The sequence below is a fragment of the Acinetobacter sp. YH12094 genome (assembly GCF_013419295.1).
GTDB lineage: Bacteria > Pseudomonadota > Gammaproteobacteria > Pseudomonadales > Moraxellaceae > Acinetobacter > Acinetobacter amyesii.
The window spans coordinates 81,787-103,175 of sequence record NZ_VPAK01000004.1 but is presented as its reverse complement, the minus strand read 5'-3'; the positions used below and the strand labels follow the sequence as shown (position 1 = coordinate 103,175).

At 39.5% G+C, this 21,389-nt stretch carries 15 protein-coding genes; 7 read left to right on the top strand and 8 right to left on the bottom strand.

Going from position 1 to position 21,389, the window contains the following annotated elements; translation table 11 throughout:
- The first annotated feature begins 122 nt into the window (after window positions 1–122).
- Complete coding sequence (gene orn / locus FTU34_RS05040) at window positions 123–680, top strand: oligoribonuclease (protein ID WP_067763591.1); 558 nt, start codon at window positions 123–125, stop codon at window positions 678–680.
- Window positions 681–737: 57 nt separating this feature from the next.
- Here the strand turns inward: orn and FTU34_RS05035 are convergent, their stop codons facing one another.
- Window positions 738–1,178, bottom strand: coding sequence for a GNAT family N-acetyltransferase (locus FTU34_RS05035; protein ID WP_180034902.1), 441 nt, complete (start codon window positions 1,176–1,178; stop codon window positions 738–740).
- 199 nt (window positions 1,179–1,377) lie between these two features.
- Between FTU34_RS05035 and FTU34_RS05030 the strand changes: the two genes are divergently transcribed.
- The 6 genes from FTU34_RS05030 (at window position 1,378) to FTU34_RS05005 (ending at window position 11,472) form a co-directional block, all read left to right on the top strand.
- Complete coding sequence (locus tag FTU34_RS05030; protein WP_078192686.1) at window positions 1,378–2,148, top strand: ThiF family adenylyltransferase; 771 nt, start codon at window positions 1,378–1,380, stop codon at window positions 2,146–2,148.
- A gap of 115 nt (window positions 2,149–2,263) precedes the next feature.
- Complete coding sequence (locus FTU34_RS05025; protein WP_180034901.1) at window positions 2,264–4,078, top strand: tetratricopeptide repeat protein; 1,815 nt, start codon at window positions 2,264–2,266, stop codon at window positions 4,076–4,078.
- Window positions 4,079–4,314: 236 nt separating this feature from the next.
- Entirely contained in the window at window positions 4,315–6,942 is a 2,628-nt protein-coding gene (locus FTU34_RS05020) for a type VI secretion system Vgr family protein (RefSeq protein ID WP_180034900.1), read from the top strand.
- Window positions 6,939–7,604, top strand: coding sequence for a hypothetical protein (locus FTU34_RS05015; protein ID WP_180034899.1), 666 nt, complete (start codon window positions 6,939–6,941; stop codon window positions 7,602–7,604). Before FTU34_RS05020 ends, FTU34_RS05015 begins: the two co-directional genes overlap by 4 nt.
- 3 nt (window positions 7,605–7,607) lie before the next feature.
- Entirely contained in the window at window positions 7,608–10,379 is a 2,772-nt protein-coding gene (locus tag FTU34_RS05010; RefSeq protein ID WP_180034898.1) for a T6SS effector BTH_I2691 family protein, read from the top strand.
- Between the two features lies 1 nt (window position 10,380).
- On the top strand, window positions 10,381–11,472 hold the full coding sequence (locus FTU34_RS05005; protein WP_180034897.1) for a DUF6708 domain-containing protein: 1,092 nt from the start codon (window positions 10,381–10,383) through the stop codon (window positions 11,470–11,472).
- 71 nt (window positions 11,473–11,543) lie between these two features.
- Here FTU34_RS05005 and FTU34_RS05000 read toward each other — a convergent pair whose 3' ends face one another.
- From FTU34_RS05000 to FTU34_RS04970, 7 genes are all read right to left on the bottom strand, one after another.
- Window positions 11,544–12,947 (bottom strand): efflux transporter outer membrane subunit, encoded by a 1,404-nt coding sequence (locus FTU34_RS05000; RefSeq protein WP_180034896.1) that lies wholly within the window; start codon window positions 12,945–12,947, stop codon window positions 11,544–11,546.
- Window positions 12,948–12,957: 10 nt separating this feature from the next.
- A complete protein-coding gene (locus tag FTU34_RS04995; protein ID WP_180034895.1) occupies window positions 12,958–14,937 on the bottom strand; it encodes a MacB family efflux pump subunit in 1,980 nt (659 codons plus the stop codon).
- A 2-nt stretch (window positions 14,938–14,939) separates the two neighbouring features.
- Window positions 14,940–16,292, bottom strand: coding sequence for a MacA family efflux pump subunit (locus tag FTU34_RS04990; RefSeq protein WP_180034894.1), 1,353 nt, complete (start codon window positions 16,290–16,292; stop codon window positions 14,940–14,942).
- A 136-nt stretch (window positions 16,293–16,428) separates the two neighbouring features.
- A complete protein-coding gene (gene holA / locus FTU34_RS04985) occupies window positions 16,429–17,412 on the bottom strand; it encodes a DNA polymerase III subunit delta (RefSeq protein ID WP_180034893.1) in 984 nt (327 codons plus the stop codon).
- 9 nt (window positions 17,413–17,421) lie between these two features.
- Window positions 17,422–17,955: an LPS assembly lipoprotein LptE gene (lptE, locus tag FTU34_RS04980; protein ID WP_078192675.1), complete on the bottom strand. Its 534-nt coding sequence runs from the start codon at window positions 17,953–17,955 to the stop codon at window positions 17,422–17,424.
- A 201-nt stretch (window positions 17,956–18,156) separates the two neighbouring features.
- Window positions 18,157–20,778 (bottom strand): leucine--tRNA ligase, encoded by a 2,622-nt coding sequence (leuS, locus tag FTU34_RS04975; RefSeq protein WP_180034892.1) that lies wholly within the window; start codon window positions 20,776–20,778, stop codon window positions 18,157–18,159.
- 127 nt (window positions 20,779–20,905) lie between these two features.
- Window positions 20,906–21,247 carry a DUF4124 domain-containing protein gene (locus FTU34_RS04970; protein ID WP_257226226.1) on the bottom strand — a complete coding sequence of 114 codons (342 nt, stop codon included), beginning with the start codon at window positions 21,245–21,247 and terminating at the stop codon, window positions 20,906–20,908.
- Window positions 21,248–21,389: the final 142 nt, after the last annotated feature.

Below are 21,389 nucleotides of genomic sequence, written 5' to 3'. Positions count from 1 at the left end.
TATCCTAAAAAACCGTGAAAACTAGATGGCAAAAATAGCATGAAAGCAGGGTCTATTTACAGCGCAAGCCCAATAAATTTGCTACTATGTGCATTTTTACAGCCTAATAAGATTGCACATTTATGAGCAGCACACCTGATACACGCCTGATTTGGATTGACCTTGAAATGACAGGTCTAGATACAGATAACGACCAGATTATTGAAGTTGCAACAATTGTGACGGATGATAATTTAAATATTCTGGCGGAAGGGCCTGTGCTTGCGGTACATCAGTCTGACCGTGTGCTCAATGCAATGGATGAGTGGAACACTCGCCAACATGGTCAATCAGGTCTGATCGAACGTGTACGTCGTAGTAAATTGACAGCACAAGATGCTGAACAGCAAACTTTAGAATTTTTGAAAAAATGGGTAAATCCAAAATCATCACCGATGTGCGGTAACTCAATTTGCCAAGATCGTCGTTTCTTGCATCGTTTAATGCCTGAAATGGAACAATACTTCCACTACCGTAATCTCGATGTATCATCAGTGAAAGAATTGGCGAAACGCTGGCGTCCAGAGATCATGGGTGGCTTGAAAAAGAATGCTTCACATTTAGCGATGGATGATATCCGAGACTCGATTGCAGAGCTCAAATACTACCGTGAATATTTCTTTATTATGAATAAAGACTAAGGTTGTAAGATCGAAAAAGAGGCGAAAGCCTCTTTTTTTTTATCCGAGATATTTTCTCTATCGTTGATAGATGTTGGCTTGATGAATCTCTAGAAAACTTGCAGGTTGAGCCAAATCGGTAAAGCCAAATTGACGATATAAACCATGTGCATCTGCCGTTGCAAGCAACATGCGTCTTAGATCTGAGGAGCCACATTTTTCAAATAAAGTACTCACAATTAATTTTGAATAGCCTTTGCCTCGATGCGCATCGGCGACATAAATATCGGCTAAATAAGCAAAAGTTGCATAATCCGTAATAGCACGACCAAAACCAATGAGTTCATCATCGAGGAGTAAGGCCACGGCCAAAGAGTTTTCAATCGCTTTTTTCACCACATGTTTTGGAATATCTTTTGACCAATAGGTATGGCTTAAAAAGCGATGCACGGTGTCTAAATCCATTTCATTTTTGTCATCGGTAATTTTTAAATTATTTGGCAGAGGATGGATGTTCATGGCAATACACACTTGATTTTTTGATCTATGGTTATACTTTTTAAAGCAGACCTCCGTTCACTGTAAATGTTTATTTTGATGGATTTAGACCTGATGCGAATGCCTCTCTGTTGTGCTGTCTGCTGAATTGCGTTTTATCAAAGAAAATAAGTAGCGAATTTGCTAAAATGGCGGCTCATTTAACACAGCCTCCTAACCTATGACTGAACTGCTCCAAGATGATGAATATGACCGCCGTTTTGCTGGCGTAGCCAAAATTTATAGTGATGAAAGTTTTCATCATTATGAAAAAAGTCATGTCATGGTGATTGGGATTGGTGGTGTAGGCTCATGGGCGGTCGAAGCTTTAGCGCGTACTGGTATTGGTGAGCTGACCTTGGTCGATATGGATGTGGTTGCTGCATCGAATATTAATCGACAATTGCCTGCCATGAGCACGACATTGGGACATGAAAAAATTGAAGTGATGGCAGAGCGATGCCGTGCGATCAATCCCCGAATCAAAATAAATTTGATTGATGATTATCTCACACCTGAAAATGTGAAAGAAATATTAGCCGGCAATCCCGATTTAATTTTAGATTGTATTGATGACGTGAAAGCGAAATTCGCCCTCATGTTACATTGTCGTTTTAATAAAATTCCGTTGATTGTCTCGGGTGGTGCAGGCGGTAAACTCGATCCATTAAAAATTCGTGTGGCGGATTTATCTAAAACTGAGCAAGACCCGATGTTAGCGAAATTGCGTACACAATTACGCGGCAAAGGCATTTGTAAAAAGCCGAAAGAAAAGTTTGGGATTACCTGTGTTTATTCAATTGATAATCCATTTTCCAGTGCTGATGTTTGTCCAAGTGCAGGCTTACGTTGTGGTGGATATGGTTCAGCAGTAGTGGTGACGTCCAGCTTTGCGATGGTGGCTGTGTCAGAGGTGCTCAAAAAACTTGATGCAAAACGAGCAAAAGCATGACTGCTATCGCATTTTGAAAAAAATAAAGCACCGAATTCGGTGCTTTTTTTGTATATAGAATTAAAATCAGACACAATGTTGGAATAATTAAAATATTGATTTTTTTGGGGCGAGTATGTGGTTTTTACTGATACTAATTTTGGGGATGGGAGCACTTGCGTTTTGGATGTGGAAAAGACCCGATCCAGTAAAACGCGATCAGGCTAAAGCGGTTGGGCATGACTTGTGGATAGACCAATTAGATGCGCAGCTGAAATTTGCAGAACGCTTAATGCTTGATGCACCAACCGACTATGCGCGTGCCTATGAGTTGTATCAAAATTTGGCCAAACAGCATGAAATTCCACAGGCCTATGTCGCTATGGGACAGATGCATTTACAAGGTTTAGGCCGAGAAGTCAGTGTGGAAAATGCGCTGGCTTTATTGGAAAAAGCCAATAGTTTAGGCAGCGATGATGCTGCATATGTATTGGGGCAAGTTGAAGAAGGTATCTATGGCGGTGTACCCAATCTTGAAAAAGCGCAGTATTGGTATCGACATGCGATTTCACGCGGTCATTTGGATGCACAATATCGACTCGCCGAATTAAACCCAGAAGATCAGACACATGCCGAGCAACAACATTTAGATTTGTTGCAAAAAAATGCGGACAATGGACATGCCAATTCACAGTATCAATTGGCACAGTTCTATTTAAACCAAGCCACGCCAAATATTGCTCTAGGATTGGAATATTTACTGAAAGCTGCTCAACAAGACCATATGGCGGCTATTCAGCAATTGCAGCAGTTCTATGCTCAAGGAAAGTATCTTGCACAAAATGATGAAAAGTCATTGCAATATTTAAAGCGAGGATTGCTACTCGGGCACCAGCAGCAGTTGTATGAGTATTATCAAGCAGTATTGATGGGTAAGATCGATGTCGATCAGCGTCAGCGGGTTTATCATGATCTTTTGCAGCAGGTCAAAGAGCACAAAGTTGCAGCAGCCAGCCGATTATTAGGCATTGCACATTTTCATGGTTGGTACTTGGAGAAGCAGGAAACTTTAGGTTTTCGCTTTCTGACCGAAGCTGCTCAACTTAAAGATGCTGATGCAATTAGTCTTATTGCCGCACTGTATTTTGAAAAGTATTTGGTTCGTGATGATCCGCAAAAAGCATTTGAGTTATATCAAACAGCGTATCAATTCAAACCCTTATTCATTAACCAAGTCGGTTTAGCACTATGCTACCTACATGGGGTCGGTGTTGAGCGAAATATCAAGCAAGCGCAGCAACTTTTAGTTGAAGCGGCAAGACACTTAAATGATATGTCCATTACTTGTGTCGCGGATCAAAATTATCTGATTGGACGTTTTTATGCATTGCCTGAGTATCCATTAGCACATCGTGATCAGTGTCTGAGTTATCTGGAAAAAGCCGCAGAACAAGGTTCGCAGGATGCTGCTTGGTATCTCTACCGTTTAGCCGTGGACAATATCTTGCCTGATGTACAGTTTGATGAAGCTCAAACCCAGCGAGCATTGTTGAAGGCGGCGAAATTAGGCCATCCTGATGCACTTACGCAACTAGGTCTAGTTAATTTAAAAGGACAATGGGGAACACAAGATTTCCAACAAGCGTTGCAGTATTTGTCGCAAGCGGCGGGATTAGGAAATGTGACTGCCTTGTACCAGCTTGGTGAAATGTCAGAACATGGTTTAGGTGTACAGCAAGATTTAACCCAAGCACATAGCTATTATGCACAAGCGGCTCAGGGGATGAATGCTGCGGCGTTAACGCGATTGGGCTATTTATATATTCATGGCATGGGCGTAGAGCGTGATCTTAAAATTGCACAGCAATATTTGGAAAAAGCGGCCTTGCAAGGCTATGTCGAAGCACAAGAACAATTGGAGAATATTCACGCATTTTTAAATGCTAATTAATCGTGATGCAAGGCAGTAAGGTGGTATGAAGAGACCTGAAGTTTAGTTTGATGGTCTCTATATTTTTTTAATGCAGAAATAAATAGAGTAAAAATAACATAAAGAATTGATGTGAAAATTTGAATTTTTACTTACATAAAACCCAACAAAGCAGGCAGTTTATGCCTAGAAAAATATGAGTTTTTTTGATTAAATACCCCGCATATTTTATAAAAATCTGATTTTAGATAATAACGATGCTGAACAATATATATTCTGCAATTGAAAAATTGGGCATTAGTCCACAAAAACGTGCCTTGCATATTCAATTTTCAAATTCGACATTAAATCAGGCGGTATTTTTACAACGTATTGATGGGGAACATGCGCTTAGTACGGGTTTAAATGTACAACTGATTTGTCTGTCTACTTCTGCCACCTTAGAACTCAAACAATTTATTGGTACACAAGTCGCAATCGATCAGGTGACCGATGCTGGACAACTTTTCCGTATTACCGGGATCATTACTGAAGCATTTCAAGGCCAAAGTGATGGTGCATTAACGCTATATAAGTTGACCTTAGAAGATGCAACAGCACTATGGCATAAGCGTCGTAATAGCCGCGTGTTTATGAATAAATCGGTCAAAGATGTAGTCGAAATTATTTTTAAAGAATGGCAAAAAAAGAGCCCACTTTTTGCAGCGAGCTTAAGTTTGGACTTAAGTGGCTTAAAAAAAGAGTATGACGTTCGACCATTCATGATGCAAAGTAATGAAACCGACTATGATTTTATTACCCGCTTACTACGCAGTGAAGGCATTCATTGGTTGGTTGATGAGGCTCAATCTTTTGTAACATCGTCTGCGACACCCATCGCAGCCCAAAAGCTACGTTTGATTGATGATAATAGTCAATATCAAGCTTTGGAGCGACGTAATATTCGTTTTCATCGTAGTAGTGCGACTGAAAAAAATGACAGTATGACCAGTTTTATCGGTCAGCGTAGTCTGCAACCGACGTCGGTGCATGTGCAGCGGTGGCAGGCAGATGTGCTTGAACAGGACGAGGGTGGTGGTGCAGTACAAAGCAAGCACCTACATAGTCAAAATCAAGATAATGCGAGCTTAAGCTTAGAGCAGGCATGGCATGTGAGCCCTGCATGGATGCAAGATCTGAATGGTGAAGATGCTGCAACTGCCTCTAATAGTGCTCAAGTTGAACGTCTCAATCAAAATTTTAGTGATTATTATGCGGCTCAAGCCAAACAATTTATTGCCAAAAGTACCGTGCGTGATACACAAGTCGGTTATTGGTTTAAATTGGATGAGCATCCAGAGATTGACCAGCATCGTGGGGCCGATCAAGAGTTTTTGATTTTATCCAAGTCTTTTTATAACCAAAATAATTTACCCAAAGACTTAACCGATCAAGTTACACAACTGATCCATCAAAGTCAGTGGCAAGTCAAACAAAGCGACGCGGATGAACGCCAAGCCAATACCTTGGCTTTGCAACGTCGAAATATTACGACAGTTCCTGAATTTAATCCACTTACACATCGACCAGTAACACATCCACAGCGTGCCAAAGTTGTGGGTCCTGCTGGTGAAGAAATCCATGTTGATGAATGGGGGCGGATAAAAGTTCGTTTTCTGTTTACCCGTTCTGATGATCATGGCCATGATGGCGGTGCAGGTGCGAATAATAATGACACAGACTCGGCTTGGGTTGATGTGGTGACCCCTTGGGCCGGCGAAGGTTATGGAGCGCGTTTCTTACCTCGAGTTGGTGAAATAGTTGTCGTTGATTTCTTTGATGGCAACATTGACCGACCTTTTGTCGTGGGTCGTATTCATGAAGCGCAGCGTAGTCCCACTAAATTTGACAATAAAGGACAATTACCCGATACCAAAAAACTTGCGGGAATTCGTTCTAAAGAAGTGGCGGGAGAGGGTTTTGGTCAATTACGCTTTGATGACACCACGGGGCAAATTAGTACCCAGCTACAAAGTAGTCATGGTGCGAGCCAACTGAACCTCGGTAAGCTCAGTCATCCAAAAGATAAAGCAGAAAGTGAAGATCGAGGCGAAGGCTTCGAACTTAGAACCGACCAATGGGGTGCAGTACGAGCAGGACAAGGTTTATTGGTTTCGACTTATAAACAAGATGGGGCCAAAGGTGAGCATTTAGATGCAAATGAAGCCAAGAGCCAAATTGAAAGTTCCTTAAAGAACTCTAAGGCTTTAAGTGAAGTTGCTAAGAATCAGCAGACAGACCCACTGGACGTTTTGGAAGGGCTTCAAGCATTTATCGAAGTTTTAAGTCAAAAAGATGAGAAAAAGGCAGCAGAATTTAAGTCTGCTGTCATGGTGTTGGCTTCACCCAATTCGATTGCTTTAAGCAGTAATGAAGATATCCATGTATCTGCAAATGGCCGGATCAGCCAAACTGCAGGCGAGAGTATGAACATTTCCACGCAAAAATCCTTAATTGGCCATGCCGGTAAAAAAATCAGTTTATTTGCAGTACAAGAAGGATTGAGAGCATTTGCAGGGAAGGGAAAGGTTGAGATTCAGGCGCAAGGTGATGGGGCAGACCTCATTGCACGTAAAGGCATTCAGATTATTTCAACCGAAGATACGGTATATATCACCAGCCCTAAAGAGATTAATTTAACGGCGGGTGGTTCACAGATCAAAATAAATGCTTCAGGTGTGTTTCCAACTACAGGTGGAAAATTTGAGGCGAAAGCGGGGCAGCATAAGTTTATTAAAGGACATAATGCAGATGAAACAATATTAGATTTACCTTTGTTAGAAGAGTGTGAATATAAAATGGAGAATGCATCTAACTCAGGAAATTCAGGTATTAAAATAGTATGAATAATTTTAAAAGATTAGATTTTGAAAGTTTTAAAAGATATAACTATATTTTATATGAGCAAACTCATTTTAGGAATCTTTTAAGTGTTTATCAAGAAAATAAAGTTAATTACAAAATTATCGCAATAAACTTATTTAAAAAAAGAGAAAAAGCTCCAATTTTAGTTGATCTTAAGTCAATGAATGCTGATGCATTAGAAGACTTTTATAATAATATTTTTTTGAAAGAGTTTTCTACTGGCTTGAGTTTGTTTCAAAACATGGGGTTGGTAAGTAATCTAGTAAAATCAAAGTTAGAATTTGATGATTTTTCGAAAATTATTACAAGTCTATTGATGTATAACTCGGAAAATATAATAAGATTTTATGATCCTAGAGTAAATATACATTTATTAAATATAAATCAATATTCCAATTTAAATTTAGAAATGAGAATTTGGTTGAGAAAGTTTAATAGTATATTTGATGAGTGGTGTATTTGTACTTTTGGTTGTTATTTTGGATTCATAAGCCAAGAATCTAAAAATGATGAAAAAATTAATTTTTCAATACACCAAATTGATAAAATTAATCAAAAATTTAAAAAGCATGATTTTGAAAGTACACAAGAAATAGAAATATTTCTCAAAGAAAACTATAAACGATTAGTGGTGAAGGATTAGTTAATGGATAATATTTATAGTAAAGATTTAAAAGATAATCCTAATTGTGCTACATGTCAAAGAACAAGTATGTTTGTCCCTGTACGTATAGCAATAGCTATAGATGATCAAACTGTTGACAATCCTTTTGGACCACCAGATTATCTTATAAAGTCTTTACCTCAGTTACCAAATGGACTTACTTATATTTTGAGGCGTTTAAGTGAAGGATATGTTTACGCCTATTCAGATTCATGGAAGTTTGATCATTATAATGATGTTGATTTTCATGTATATCAAGTTAATGAAACAGGTTTTATTACAGCTGTCGATAAAGATGAAATAAATGAATTTAAACCATCTACATATCAATGTTTTCAAAGTGAAAAAACTACTAAGGAAATAAATATTACTAATGCATTAGGGTTGGATCTTTTTGTTAATATAGAAGAAAATAGTAAAATTAATATGATGTTTGCTAGGCATCAACTTTCACCTAAAACACTTGAAAATATAAAAAAAGAAAAAAATAATCGTGATATTATAATGCCATTAATAGATATAAAAAAGGGTTCAAATAATTTTTTGAATATAAAAGAGTGGGATATATTAGAGAATGTAGAGAATTTAAAAGACTCTTCCAAATTAGTTGCGTGGGAGAAAGATTTTGTTAATAAATTTTCTAAAATTAAATATTCGCATCCACATTATGCAAATAATCCTATATATCTACAAGCATATCAAAGGGATGAGAAAGGGAAAGTAATATTTGATAAAGATGATAATCCCATTCCAATTGAAGGAACAGAGGAGTTGTATGACATAATTAAAGAAGATCGACTAATTGTTTTGAATGATCCAATCGGAATGATTGAGGATCTGTTAAATATAATTGAATATAAGAAAAATTTATTTACTTCAGATCTAGATAAAAAAAAGTTTCAAGCTATGACGAATATTTTAACCTTGAAAGCTAATGTACAGGGAAAAATATTTACTGAGGAACTAAGTGATATAAAAACTCAGTATGACAGAAAAGTAATTTCTGAGGAAATGGGTAGACTTTCGTCTCTTGAGCAAGAAGGTTATGAAGTTAATAGACAAATTACGATTCAATATGAAAATAGATACTATGATTATACGTTAAAAGAAATCGAAAATCTTAATAAAAATGTCAAGAAAGAATTTGAAGATGCTTGGTACAAGAATGGTTTTTTTAGTAAATCATTTTCTAGTTATTATAAAGAAGAGGAAATGATTCAGTGGCTTGAATTATTAAATATGCAAAATGAAAATTATGTTAATAATAATTTATTGCCATTAATTGAGAAATATTTAAGTTTTTTAAAGTCCGATATTTTATTTAAATATATGGAATACAGTTTTGATCATGAAACTAAATTTTCTGCGACTAATTTTTTAGAAATTTGTTCTCGAATAATAGGTGAGTCTGATACTTTTAAAATTGTTTCAGAGTATTATTCTAAATTGCTAGATGAAAGTGATTTCAGTAATGGAAAAAACTATCTATTTCGTCTAATGACCTATGATTCTAAGAATATTCAATCAAAGGTTATAGCGGCTTCAGGGACATTAAATACTTATCAAATGACAGGTGTGGCATTTGCGACATCTCAATTGATTGATGAATCTGGTTTGAAAATATTAAATGGTGCTAATACTCAACTTAATCATTTGTCAGAAAGATTAAATAGCCTAAATAATTTACTAAGTGAGCAAATTGGAGGGTGTGCATCAAGAGTAATTAATGGGCAGGCAAAAAGAACATTTAATAAAACAGTTGCAATGAAATCACTTGAAACATTCTCAGATAAGTTGCTCATAGGTAGTGAGTATGAAGGTACGCTCAAACAAGTAACACAGAAAATTATCAAAGATTTTAATATTGATTATTCTGATTTAGTCTCTAAAAATAATCAAAGTAAAAGAAATGCTAAGAAAGCATTAAATTTGTCATATATAGCGAATATACAAAACTTGATTCAGGGTATTTTTATTTCAAATACAGATTTTTATAAATATGGAGAAAAAAATGTTAGAATAAAAGTGGTATTATTTAAAGATCGATCAGGGAGTTTAATCACAGGTGATGATGTGGTTCGAAATACTCAAGGAGAAATTATAAAAGCGCAAGATGATATTAATAAGGGAGAAGCTACTAAAAAGGCAGTTTATGCAAGAACGGGTACAGGTTTTGGTTTTGGTGTATTTGCTTTTAATTTACAATTTGTAACCCTTCTTGGAGCAATAGAAAAAACAACAGGAAGTGCACAAACACAATTTGAATTAGCTGCTGCATTAAGTGCTACTGTAGGTAACATTGCAGATGTGTTTAGTCGTAAATTAGATGCAAAAATAAAACTTATAGGTAGTGATGCGAGATCAAAAAGACTGCTTGAAGTACAACAGCGTATCATGAGATACGGTCTTTATGGAGCAGCATTAATTCTAAGTGGGATTGAAGTTTATAAAGGGATCAATGCAAGCAAACATAATAATTATGTGTTAGCTTTTAGTTATTTGGGTAATGCTAGTATGATTTTTTGGAGTACAAGCTTATTTGTTCGTGGAGCAAACTATTTGCGGTTAGGTTTAACTGGGGGATGGTGGGGGTTAATTACTTTACCGATTTTATATGGTATTTCACAATGGATTGAGTTTCAAAAAAATAATGTGATGAAAGAGTACATTGCAAAATCATTGTGGGGAGTTGAAAGTGCAGGTTGGTCGCTAGGTGGTGATGAGCAAGCCTTTAAAAACTCAGTAGGTAGTTAAAATGCTAAAAAATGATTATCAATGTGCTTTAAATACTATAGGTAAACCTTTTGAAATTAATGTGCGAAATAAGAATTTTCAAACGAGAATAAGAGAATTTAAATTAGAGAATTCGGAAAATATTCAACCTTTTGCTCATCGTAATATCATACGTATAAATTCAACTTATCTTGAATTGCTTGATAGTTGGGATGATATTCGAGGTATGCCAACGGCATTATTTTTACCTGCATTTTTTGTACTTTTATTTGGTTTTGTAGGTACTCTTTATACTTTGTTTTTAACAATAATAGATAAAGAATATGCAATAGCAATAGCATTTTGTCTTTTATCTATTTTTTTTTCTTATTTAATTTATAATTTTTATACGATGGGTGGTAAAACCGATTTATTTGGAAAAACATATTATCCTATCCGCTTGAATAGAAAAAATCGAAAAGTTTATGCTTTTTCTCCTTATAGGGGAAAAATTATTGAGCTCGATTGGGATACTTTAAGATTTTCAGAAATGGGGTTCCATATAGGCTTTGAAAGGGAAATTCGAGCAAGTGTTGTCGATGAAAAGGGTATAGTTCAAGAAGAAATTATTTTATTTCGATATAGATCTTATATTAATGATATCGCTGAGAATAAGTTGGCATTTTTAAAAATCTATATGGATACAGATGACTTAAAGACTGTAGATCATGAGATTTCAGAATACTTCGATATTTATAATAGAAAGGAAACAGCAAAAGAAACATTAGAACGTTTATATTTGGCTTTTAACCATGAGGAATGGGAGACGAATCAGCGTAATAATAAGAAGGATTTAGTAGTGTTGTTTTACGAAATGCTATTCGCTTTCCCGTTATTCTTTCTAAGACGGTTGGGTTTAATCTTTTCAAAAGTTCCTATTTGGCCTGAATATATAGAACAAGAGTGTGCTGTTGCTGAAAATGACCCTTATGATTCGATGAAAAATAAACGTAAACTGCCACCAATACAATTTACCTTAGTTGAAATTATACTTCTAAGTGTGGGATGTATTGTGATGATGAGTTTGGCGGGATTATTTTTTTATGCTGTGGCTTATTGGGGTTTGCATAGATAATATTTTGAAAAGTATAATTAGTTTAAATAAATATTGAAATAAAAAGCCCTTCAGGGCTTTTTATCTATAACTTAAGGTAATTGCTTAATCGGACTACCACCCAACGCCTGCATCAAAGTTACATAAGCATTGTATTGACTCTGCTTAGTTTGAACCAAAGACAGTCGTGCATTACGCGTGGTCTCCTGTGCATCAAGCAAGTTTTTTAAGGCAATCGCACCATGACGATAACGCACTTCAGTCAAACGCTCGGTCTTTTCTGCAAGCTGTAAATTACGTTCTTGTAATGCAACTTGTTGGCTTAACTCAGTACGATTGGATAGTGCATTTTCCACATCGGCAAAAGCCTGATACAAGGTCTGACGATATTGAATAATGGCTTTTTCATAGTCTAAGTCACTAATCGCCAAGTCCTTTTTCATATCGTTATATTGCAAGAACGGTAAACTTAAACTTGCACCCAATGCCAAAGCAGGATTTTGCAATAAATTACTCAAAGAGGTACTACTCGAGCCTAAACTGCCAGTCAAACTAATCGAAGGGTAGTAACTCGCTTTCGTTGCATCTTTATTTGCCAAAGCTTTACGCAATCTTAATTCGCTCGCTTGTAAATCTGGACGGCGAGACAACAACTCGGCAGGTAAACCTGCTGCAATCGTCGGTAATGCAATTCGAGGTAAACGCTGCGGCTCTGAAATATTCAGTTGTTGCACAGGTTGATGCAATAACACAGCCAATGCAGTCCGAGTTTCTACTTTTTGTTGGGCAATTTGGCTTAAGGTCGCTTTTTGACTTTGCACCGATTGCTCGGCTTGCGTTAGATCTAAACCTGACACAGCACCGGCTTTATATTGCACCTTGACCAAGTCATAGGTTTTTTGCGTACTGGCCAAATTTTGCTGCGCAATACTGTAGCGCTCATTTAAATAGCCAAGTTGCCAATATAGGTTTGCTGTTGTTGCAATCAAACTTTGGGCAGTGGCTTGCAGGTCTTGTTCAGTTGCTAAAGCTTCCCATTTTGCGGCCTCAGTCTGGCTAGCCAAACGACCAAATAAATCTACTTCATAACTGACGCCACCACTGAGTGATACACCTTTTGATGAGTCATCACCTGAGTTAAGGTTAAAGTTATGCCCAGTTGAAACACTTGAACTCACGCGTGGCCCTTGCTGATTCTCAGCCAAACCAGCTTTTAGTCGAGCTTGCTGTAAATTAATACCTGCAACAGCAAGGTCTGTATTGGCAGCTAAAACTTGATTCACCAACTGGTTCAATTCAGCATCATTAAACAATGTCCACCATTGGTCAGCATAAGTATCTGCATGAACTTGCTGACTCATGGCTTTCGCATTTTGAAATTGCGTCGGGATTTGTGTTGCAGGGGCTTCATACGGCGTCTTAACCACAGCGGCACAGCCGACTAAGCTACTTCCGAGAATGAAGGCACTTGCAAGTTTACTTAAGGTCATTTGCATCATTATTTCCTTATTCGCGAGAAAGCGCATCGACAGGGTTAAGCTGTGCGGCATTACGTGCAGGAATAAAGCCAAACACAATACCAATCATACTTGAGCAGACAAATGCAGCTACGATAGACGTCGTTGAATAGGCCATTTGGAATGTTCCACCGGCAAAATGACTAATCAATTGTCCAATACCTAAAGATAATAAAACCCCAAGCACCCCGCCTAAGATACATACCAACACCGCCTCAATCAGGAACTGCTGTAAAATGTCACTTTGACGGGCACCCACAGCCATACGTACACCAATTTCTTGAGTACGCTCCGTCACAGAAACCAACATAATGTTCATGACCCCAATACCACCGACGATCAATGAAATCACCGCAATTGCAGAAACTAACAAGGTCATCGTTTGAGTAGTTTGTTGAATGGTTTCACGGATACTATCGGAGTTTTGTGTAAAGACATCTTGCGCGCCATGACGTTGCACTAACAAGTTTAATATGGCGTTCTCAGCCGCAGCACTTGGGTATTCATCTTTTACTCGAACAATGATGCTACGTACGTTCGACTGCCCCAGCATACGACTCATAACCGTTGAATAGGGCAAATACACATTCAGGCTATCTGAGTTACCCATCATGCTTTTTTGTTCTTCGATCACGCCAATGATACGGCTCGGCACACTGCCTAATAAAATCACTTGACCCACAGGGTTGGTGCCATCTGCAAAGAAGGTATTTTTAGTATTACTATCAATCACCACATCTTGCGCTTGCTCAGTCACGCTTTCTTTATCAAAAGGTTGACCCGAAGCGAAGTTCATTCCTTTGACATAGAAGAAATCTTCACTCACGCCATTTACTGTGGTTGACGCTTCTATGTCTTTAAAACGTGCTGTAACAGATGAATTGACTGAAGGACTAACGCCATCGACATAAGGTTGTTCCGCAAGGGCCGTCGCATCGGCTGGAACCAATGTTTTTACTTGCGATGATCTTGAGTTATCACCAAATCCACGACCTTGATACACCGTGATGGTATTGGTACCTAAACTACTGATATTTTCTAAAATCTGCTTTTGCGAACCATTCCCAAGAGCCACAACAGAAACCACAGAAGCGATACCAATAATGATCCCGAGCATGGTTAAAAATGTTCGCATACGGTGAGCATTCATGGCTAAAATCGCCATACGGAAAGCTTCACCTAAACGGTCAACGGCTGAGCGCCAGCTCGAGGTTTTTTTCTGTGTGTTTGGAACGAGTTGTTGTTTTTCTAAAGGTTCATCATCTGTTTCAGGTACATTGGGCTGATCTGAGATGATATTACCGTCAGAAATTTCAATAATTCGAGTCGCATTTTTTGCAACATTATGGTCGTGCGTGACCAAAATAATGGTATGACCTTTGGCATTGAGTTCGCGCAAAATCCGCATCACTTCAATACCACTATTCTTATCCAATGCACCGGTGGGTTCATCGGCAAGAATAACATCGCCACCATTCATGAGGGCACGCGCAATCGATACACGTTGTTGCTGACCACCCGAGAGTTGGCTCGGACGGTTTTGGGTTTTTTCACCCAGTCCAAGATCGGTTAGTAGTTGCTTGGCACGTGCATTGCGTTCGGTTGCATCTGCACCGGCATAGATTGCGGGAACTTCAACGTTACCTGCAGCATTCAAATCACCGAGTAAGTGATAGCGCTGGAAAATAAAGCCAAAATATTCACGGCGTAACTGTGCCAGTTCATCTGGTTCAAGTTCACGAGTTTCACGCCCTTTGACTTTGTAGCTGCCATTTGTGGGTTTATCTAGGCAACCTAAAATGTTCATGAGGGTAGATTTACCAGAACCGGACTGACCTACAATCGCCACCAGTTCACCTGGGTAAATCTCAAGATTGACCCCTTTTAGAATCTGGACTGTGCTTTCACCAGCAGGGAATTCACGAGTCAGATTCTTGACCTCAAGTAGAGGCGTCTGATTTTGACTCATCATTACATTCTCATTGGGCCGCCAGCACCACCACGGTTGCTGCGTTTCGCTGAATCATTAGAGGTATCTGAACCGTCGGCAATCACGACTTTGTCACCTTGTTTTAAGCCACGGATCACTTGTGCGGTCACACGGTTATTTAAACCGAGTAATACCTGTTGTGGTTGAGCTGAACCATCGGCTTGTAGTACACGAACCATCGCAACGCTGGCTTTACCTTGTTTGACCAATGCTTTTTCAGCTTCAGTCAGTTCTAAACGTTTAGGACGGTTTGGATTGTCTTTGTTCGATCTACCTTCTGCGATGGCATTTTTATCAGCAGATTGACCATTTGCAGATGCATTATTACGGCTACGTTGTGGGCGGTTCGAGGTTTGAACGGCTGCGGCAGGTACAGTCAAGACATTCTTGGCTTCATCTAAAATGATATACACCTGAGCAGTCATATCAATACGCAATTTACCGTCTTCATTTGGGACATCAAATAACGCATTGTAGTAAACCGCAGTACTTGAAGACGAAGAGGTGTTGTTGTTACTTTCGGTGTTAATTGAGTTTGGCGCAGGTTCAACTTGGCGCAGGGTAGCATAGTGTTTTGTTTCACTGTCGCCCAAGGTTGTAAAATAGACGTTTTGACCTTCTTGGACTTTCATCACATCGGCTTCAGAAATTTCCGCCTTAATGGTCATGGTGTCGAGTTTTGCCAATTTCACAATGGTTGGCGCACTTTGGTTGGCATTTACGGTTTGACCTTCTTCAGTCACAATCGCCACGATGGTTCCATCCATAGGTGCAACAATTTGTGTATAGCCTAAGTCTTCTTTTGCAGTCGCTAAAGTTAAACGTGATTGTTCGATTTGTGCATTAATGGCTGCAATATCAGCTTGCGCAGTTTTATAACTTGCTAGCGCAGATTCAAGTTCTGCACGACTAGTCGCGTCTTGAGCGTACATTGCTTGTTGACGATTATATTCAGCTTGGACTTTTGCAAGATTTGCTTGTTTAACTGCCAATTGCGCTTGTTGGTTTTTGATGCTGGCTTCTGCAGTTTTTAAATCATTTTCCTGACGTACCGAGTCAATACGGGCAATCAGCTGACCTTGTTTCACTTCATCACCGAGTTGCACATACATCTTTTTCACCTGACCAGAAACCTGTGCACCAACACTCACCATTTTGGTTGCTTCAAGTACACCTGTTGCAAGCACAGAGTTTTCAATGTCACCACGACTCACTTCAGCAGTAATATATTGCGGCTGAGTTTCTTTAGGTTTTAGGAAATGCCATGCAGTGACAGCGATTGCCAAAGCAACGATGATGGCTACGATCAATTTTGCTGGTTTTATTTTTGGCATGATTGGCAGTTAAAAGTTTATAAAGATGAATGAATTATAAGATTTAAATACGGATAAATTGTGAACTTTTTGAACAAATAGTAATGATAATTATTCTTTTATACTGGAATGCAAGTTATTACAGCATTTTATTAGACTAGAAGAGTCTGCGCCCACACAAGCTGGCAATAGCTTGTTGTACCAAGTGCTCAGGATTTTCATGACCTAAACCTTTTATTGACGCGTCTAAACGAAGTAATAGGGCAGGCCAAGTCAAAAAATCGTTCGCATTTAAACGGCGTAACGCTTGTTGATACAGCCCGACTTTGGTTTTCCAAATACCGATTTGCAAGGCATTTTGTGGCTGCTCAAACAGTTGCATCAGCAAACGCATTTCCTTACTGATACTCCATAAAATCAGCGACATCGGCTCGCCTGAAGCGATTAAGTATTGAAAAATTTTAATTGATTGCGCCAAATTGCCTTGCAGCATGGCATCATTTAAATCATAGGTGGTGTAGCGTGACTGATCTTGTAAGCAAGAGTACAGATGATCTATCTGGATCATCTCTGCTTCAGGAAAAGTATCTGCGACACGCATTAAACTATTTTTTGCCGCCAGTAAATTGTGCTCATGATGCTGTTCTAGCCATTGCCAAGCATCATTGGCGAGTTGAATGCCAAGCTTTTGTGCTTCAACGGCCAAAATTTGCTGACGATCTTTAGGGTAGTTTGCAGTCAGTGCAACATTGACTCCATTGGCATCAATGGTTTGGAAAAAACTGGTCTTTAAACTCGCACTGTCTTGCTTCGGCATGACCACGAGCAGCAAGTTACTTTCATTTTGCTGCAAATAGCTTTTTAACAATTTTAGTCCATTGGCATCGGGTTTAATGCTGCCATGTGCCTCAATTGCCAGTTGACTGGAAAATAATGACAAGCTATTTAAAGCATTAAAGACATTTTTCCAATCAGCAGCAGAGCTAATGTCATACCGTTGACGCTCGACTTCTCGAGTGTTCCAACTCTTACGAAATGCATCGAGGAGATTTTGTTCAAGTAATGGCTCTTGACCATGCAGCACCCAGGCACCTTGCGCTTCATCTACACGTTTTAATGCCTGAAGATAGTCAAGTTTCATAAATCAAAATTACTCAGCTTTGGTCGGTGCAGTTAGTGGGTTTGCTTTCGGTAAGCGGTTTGATGAAATTTGGCGCACGATCTGTTGTGCAATGTCATCAATAATCACTTGTTTTAAATATTTTTCTTCTTGGTCATCGGTGTTCACGGTTGCTACGTCGTATTGGTAGCTACGTGTTGCCATCAATGTACGTGGTTCTGTCACAGGGTTACCTTGAGCATCTTCAATTTGGAACGTCACATTCAAGCGCAGTAAAGTTTCAACCAATTTACCATTGAGTTCTAAACGTCGTGGAGTGTAATCCAACACATGTAAGACATAGGCATTTTGATTATTGCTCAATTGCACGCCTGCAGAACCTAAATAAATCGCTAACTTTTCATGTAAGTCATCCGTATCTTCAGGAAGTGCCAATCGCATATTGGAATAGGCTACAGGTACAGCAGCAGGGTTGGTGCCTTTTAAATGAAAACCACAACCGACCATGCCTGCGCTCAGGCCCATAGTTAATACAATTGCAGCAACACGTTGAACCAAGTGCATAAAGTGTCCTCTGTTTCCCGAAGGGATAATGTTGAAATCCTGTGTGGATTGTAAAGTCAAAGCCCGTTGACTCGCAACGGGCTTTGTTTGGGAATTGTTTTTTAATCCCTCCCGACCTCCCTTTAAAAAAGGGAGGAGATCCGATTTTTTGTTGGGAGCGGGAAGTCCCCCTTTTATAAAGGGGGATTTAGGGGGATTAAATTAAACCACCAAGTTCACAAGTTTATTTGGCACAACAATTTCTTTCTTGGTTGGACCAGTCAAGAATTGTTGAACTTCAGGTAATGCTTTTGCTTGTGCCAAAATGTCATCTTTAGAGGCATCGACAGACACTTCTAATTTGCCACGAAGTTTGCCGTTCACTTGCACTACAATCGTTTGTGTATTGCGAGTCAGCGCAGATTCATCTACCGCAGGGAAGCGTGCTGATGTTAATTCGATACCAAACTCAGCCAATAAGGTTTGGCTTAAATGTGGTGCAAAAGGAGCAAGTAAAGTTAGAAGGGTAATGATTGATTCACGTGCAACGGCAACGTCATTGTCATCTTTGGCTTCAAACTTATTGTTTGCATTCAAAAGTTCCATCATCGCAGCAATTGCGGTGTTGAAGGCGTGACGACGTGCAATGTCATCACCCACTTTTTGAATGGTTTCGTGTGTTTTACGACGCAAGTCTTGTGCAGCGGTAGATAGTGTCGCTTTGTCGATGTTTGCAGCAGAGTTGCCTTGTTCAAGGAAACCAGATGCTAGGCGCCATACACGTTTTAAGAAACGGTTTGCACCTTCAACACCTGCGTCAGACCATTCTAGTGATTGATCTGGTGGAGCTGCGAACATCATGAATACACGTGCAGTATCTGCGCCGTATTGATCAATAATCGCTTGCGGGTCGATACCGTTGTTTTTCGATTTCGACATTTTTTCTTGACCGCCAACCACGACATCTTGACCATCACCTTGATATTTCGCAGAAATGATACGGCCTTTTTCATCACGTTCTAAATCGATGTCAGCAGGGTTAAACCAAGTCTTCTTACCTGAATCAGCTTCACGGTAGTAAGTATCCGCAAGCACCATACCTTGAGTAAGCAAGTTAGTGAATGGTTCGTTGCCTTGTACCACACCTTCATCACGCATCAATTTGTGGAAGAAGCGTGCATAAAGTAAATGAAGAATTGCGTGTTCAACACCACCGATGTATTGGTTCACAGGTAACCAAGTTTGACCCGCTTCAGGTTTCACCATACCGTCAGTGAAATCTGGAGATGCATAGCGTGCATAGTACCAAGATGATTCTACAAAGGTATCCAAAGTATCTGTTTCACGACGAGCATCGCCACCACAGCATGGGCAAGTGGTTTCATAGAACTCAGGCATTTTGTTGAGTGGATTGCCTGAACCGTCTGGAACCACGTCCGTTGGCAATACAACTGGAAGTTGTTCTTCAGGTACTGGAACCTGACCACATTTTTCACAGTTGATCATAGGAATTGGACAACCCCAATAACGCTGACGAGAAACACCCCAGTCACGTAAACGGAATTGAACTTTTACATTTGCAAGCTTTTGAGGCTCAAGTTTTGCAAGGAATGCATCGAATGCGCCTTGGAAATCTAAACCGTCAAATTCGCCTGAATTCACCAGTTTGCCTTCTTTAGAACCGTACCATTCTTGCCAAGTGGTTGCGTCAAAGTCTGCATCGTCTGCACCTTTGGCATCAATCACTTGCTTGATGGTTAAGCCATATTTGTTGGCAAATTCGAAGTCACGTTCATCGTGTGAAGGCACTGCCATCACCGCACCTGAACCGTAAGACATCAAGACGTAGTTTGCGATCCAAACAGGAACTTCTTCACCTGTAACTGGGTGCTTAACTGACAAACCTGTTGCCATGCCTTTCTTTTCAGCAGTCGCAAGGTCTGCTTCAGCAACAGAACCCATACGGCACTCTTCGATAAATGCAGCAAGCTCAGGATTGCTTTCCGCAGCTTTAAGTGCCATCGGATGTTCTGCTGCAACCGCAACATAAGTCACACCCATGAGTGTGTCAGCACGAGTGGTAAATACAGTTAAACCATCTGCATAAACATTTGGATTCGCTGAAGGGAAGGTAATTTCCATACCCTGTGAGCGACCAATCCAGTTACGTTGCATGGTTAAAACTTGCTGTGGCCAGCCGTCTTTTAATGTTTCTAAATCGTCAAGTAATTCTTGCGCATAGTCAGTGATGCGGAAGTAGTACATTGGAATATCACGTTTTTCGACCAATGCACCAGAACGCCAGCCACGACCATTTTCAACTTGTTCGTTTGCTAAAACAGTTTGGTCTACTGGGTCCCAGTTCACTGTTGAAAGCTTACGGTAAATTAAACCTTTTTTATAAAGCTGTACGAATAACCATTGTTCCCAGCGGTAGTATTCAGGTGTGCAAGTTGCAAATTCACGATCCCAATCTACAGAAAGACCTAACTTTTTAAGCTGATTACGCATGTAATCAATGTTTTCAAAAGTCCATTTTGCAGGAGCGACTTGATGGGCAATTGCCGCGTTTTCAGCAGGCAAACCGAAAGCATCCCAACCCATGGGCTGTAGCACAGTTTCACCTTGTAAGCGGTGGAAACGGCTGATCACGTCACCAATCGTATAGTTACGCACATGACCCATATGCAGTTTGCCACTTGGATAAGGGAACATAGAGAGGATATAACGACGTGGTCCTTCTACTTGGTCGGCAACTTTAAAGGCTTTGCGATTTTCCCAGTCTTGTTGGACTGTAGGTTCAATCGCACTGGCTTGATATTCAGGGTCAATGTGAGTAGTCATAAACGTAAATAGAAATAACGGTTAAAAAGTTTGTGCTACAGCATAGCGCAAAATACGCCTAGAGTGAATTTTGCGATGCTGTGTAGATGTAAATAATTTAAGTCAAAATTGAAGGCTTTGGCGTAAATTATTGTGGTGCGGAGGCTACGGCTTGACCTTGGCGGAGCGCTGCATTGGCTTCGCGTTGTTGTTCCGCTAGTTGCTCATTTTGTTCATTCGACTGTTCGGCTTCACGTGAAACCTCTTCTTGGTTTTTTGCTGGAGTTGATTGCGTAGTCGTTGTTGCACCATAGGTATACACTTTACCTTTACGCTGCGCATTTTTTGGCGGTGGCGTGGTGGTGTAATGCGTTGAACCTTTTGCATCCACCCACTTGTAATATTCTTTCGCTGAAAGGTCCAAACTGGTCAGGCAAAACGCCATGCTAGATAAAATACATGCAGTTCGTGCAATCATCGTCTTCATCATAAATTCAGTCCCAAAGTTATAGTGATCATGCAAAATTATGCTGAAAATTTTGCGCTTTTTTGACAGTAGAATCTATGCATTTTTTAGCACAAAGGATAAAAGGGGCATCGGGTGGGATGAATAACTTTGTGAATGATGAATT

Coding starts and splice junctions, on each gene's coding strand:
- orn (WP_067763591.1), top strand. CDS start 123: ATGAGCAGCACACCTGATACACGCCTGATTTGGATTGACCTTGAAATG.
- FTU34_RS05035 (WP_180034902.1), bottom strand. CDS start 1,178: ATGAACATCCATCCTCTGCCAAATAATTTAAAAATTACCGATGACAAA.
- FTU34_RS05030 (WP_078192686.1), top strand. CDS start 1,378: ATGACTGAACTGCTCCAAGATGATGAATATGACCGCCGTTTTGCTGGC.
- FTU34_RS05025 (WP_180034901.1), top strand. CDS start 2,264: ATGTGGTTTTTACTGATACTAATTTTGGGGATGGGAGCACTTGCGTTT.
- FTU34_RS05020 (WP_180034900.1), top strand. CDS start 4,315: ATGCTGAACAATATATATTCTGCAATTGAAAAATTGGGCATTAGTCCA.
- FTU34_RS05015 (WP_180034899.1), top strand. CDS start 6,939: ATGAATAATTTTAAAAGATTAGATTTTGAAAGTTTTAAAAGATATAAC.
- FTU34_RS05010 (WP_180034898.1), top strand. CDS start 7,608: ATGGATAATATTTATAGTAAAGATTTAAAAGATAATCCTAATTGTGCT.
- FTU34_RS05005 (WP_180034897.1), top strand. CDS start 10,381: ATGCTAAAAAATGATTATCAATGTGCTTTAAATACTATAGGTAAACCT.
- FTU34_RS05000 (WP_180034896.1), bottom strand. CDS start 12,947: ATGCAAATGACCTTAAGTAAACTTGCAAGTGCCTTCATTCTCGGAAGT.
- FTU34_RS04995 (WP_180034895.1), bottom strand. CDS start 14,937: ATGAGTCAAAATCAGACGCCTCTACTTGAGGTCAAGAATCTGACTCGT.
- FTU34_RS04990 (WP_180034894.1), bottom strand. CDS start 16,292: ATGCCAAAAATAAAACCAGCAAAATTGATCGTAGCCATCATCGTTGCT.
- holA (WP_180034893.1), bottom strand. CDS start 17,412: ATGAAACTTGACTATCTTCAGGCATTAAAACGTGTAGATGAAGCGCAA.
- lptE (WP_078192675.1), bottom strand. CDS start 17,955: ATGCACTTGGTTCAACGTGTTGCTGCAATTGTATTAACTATGGGCCTG.
- leuS (WP_180034892.1), bottom strand. CDS start 20,778: ATGACTACTCACATTGACCCTGAATATCAAGCCAGTGCGATTGAACCT.
- FTU34_RS04970 (WP_257226226.1), bottom strand. CDS start 21,247: ATGATGAAGACGATGATTGCACGAACTGCATGTATTTTATCTAGCATG.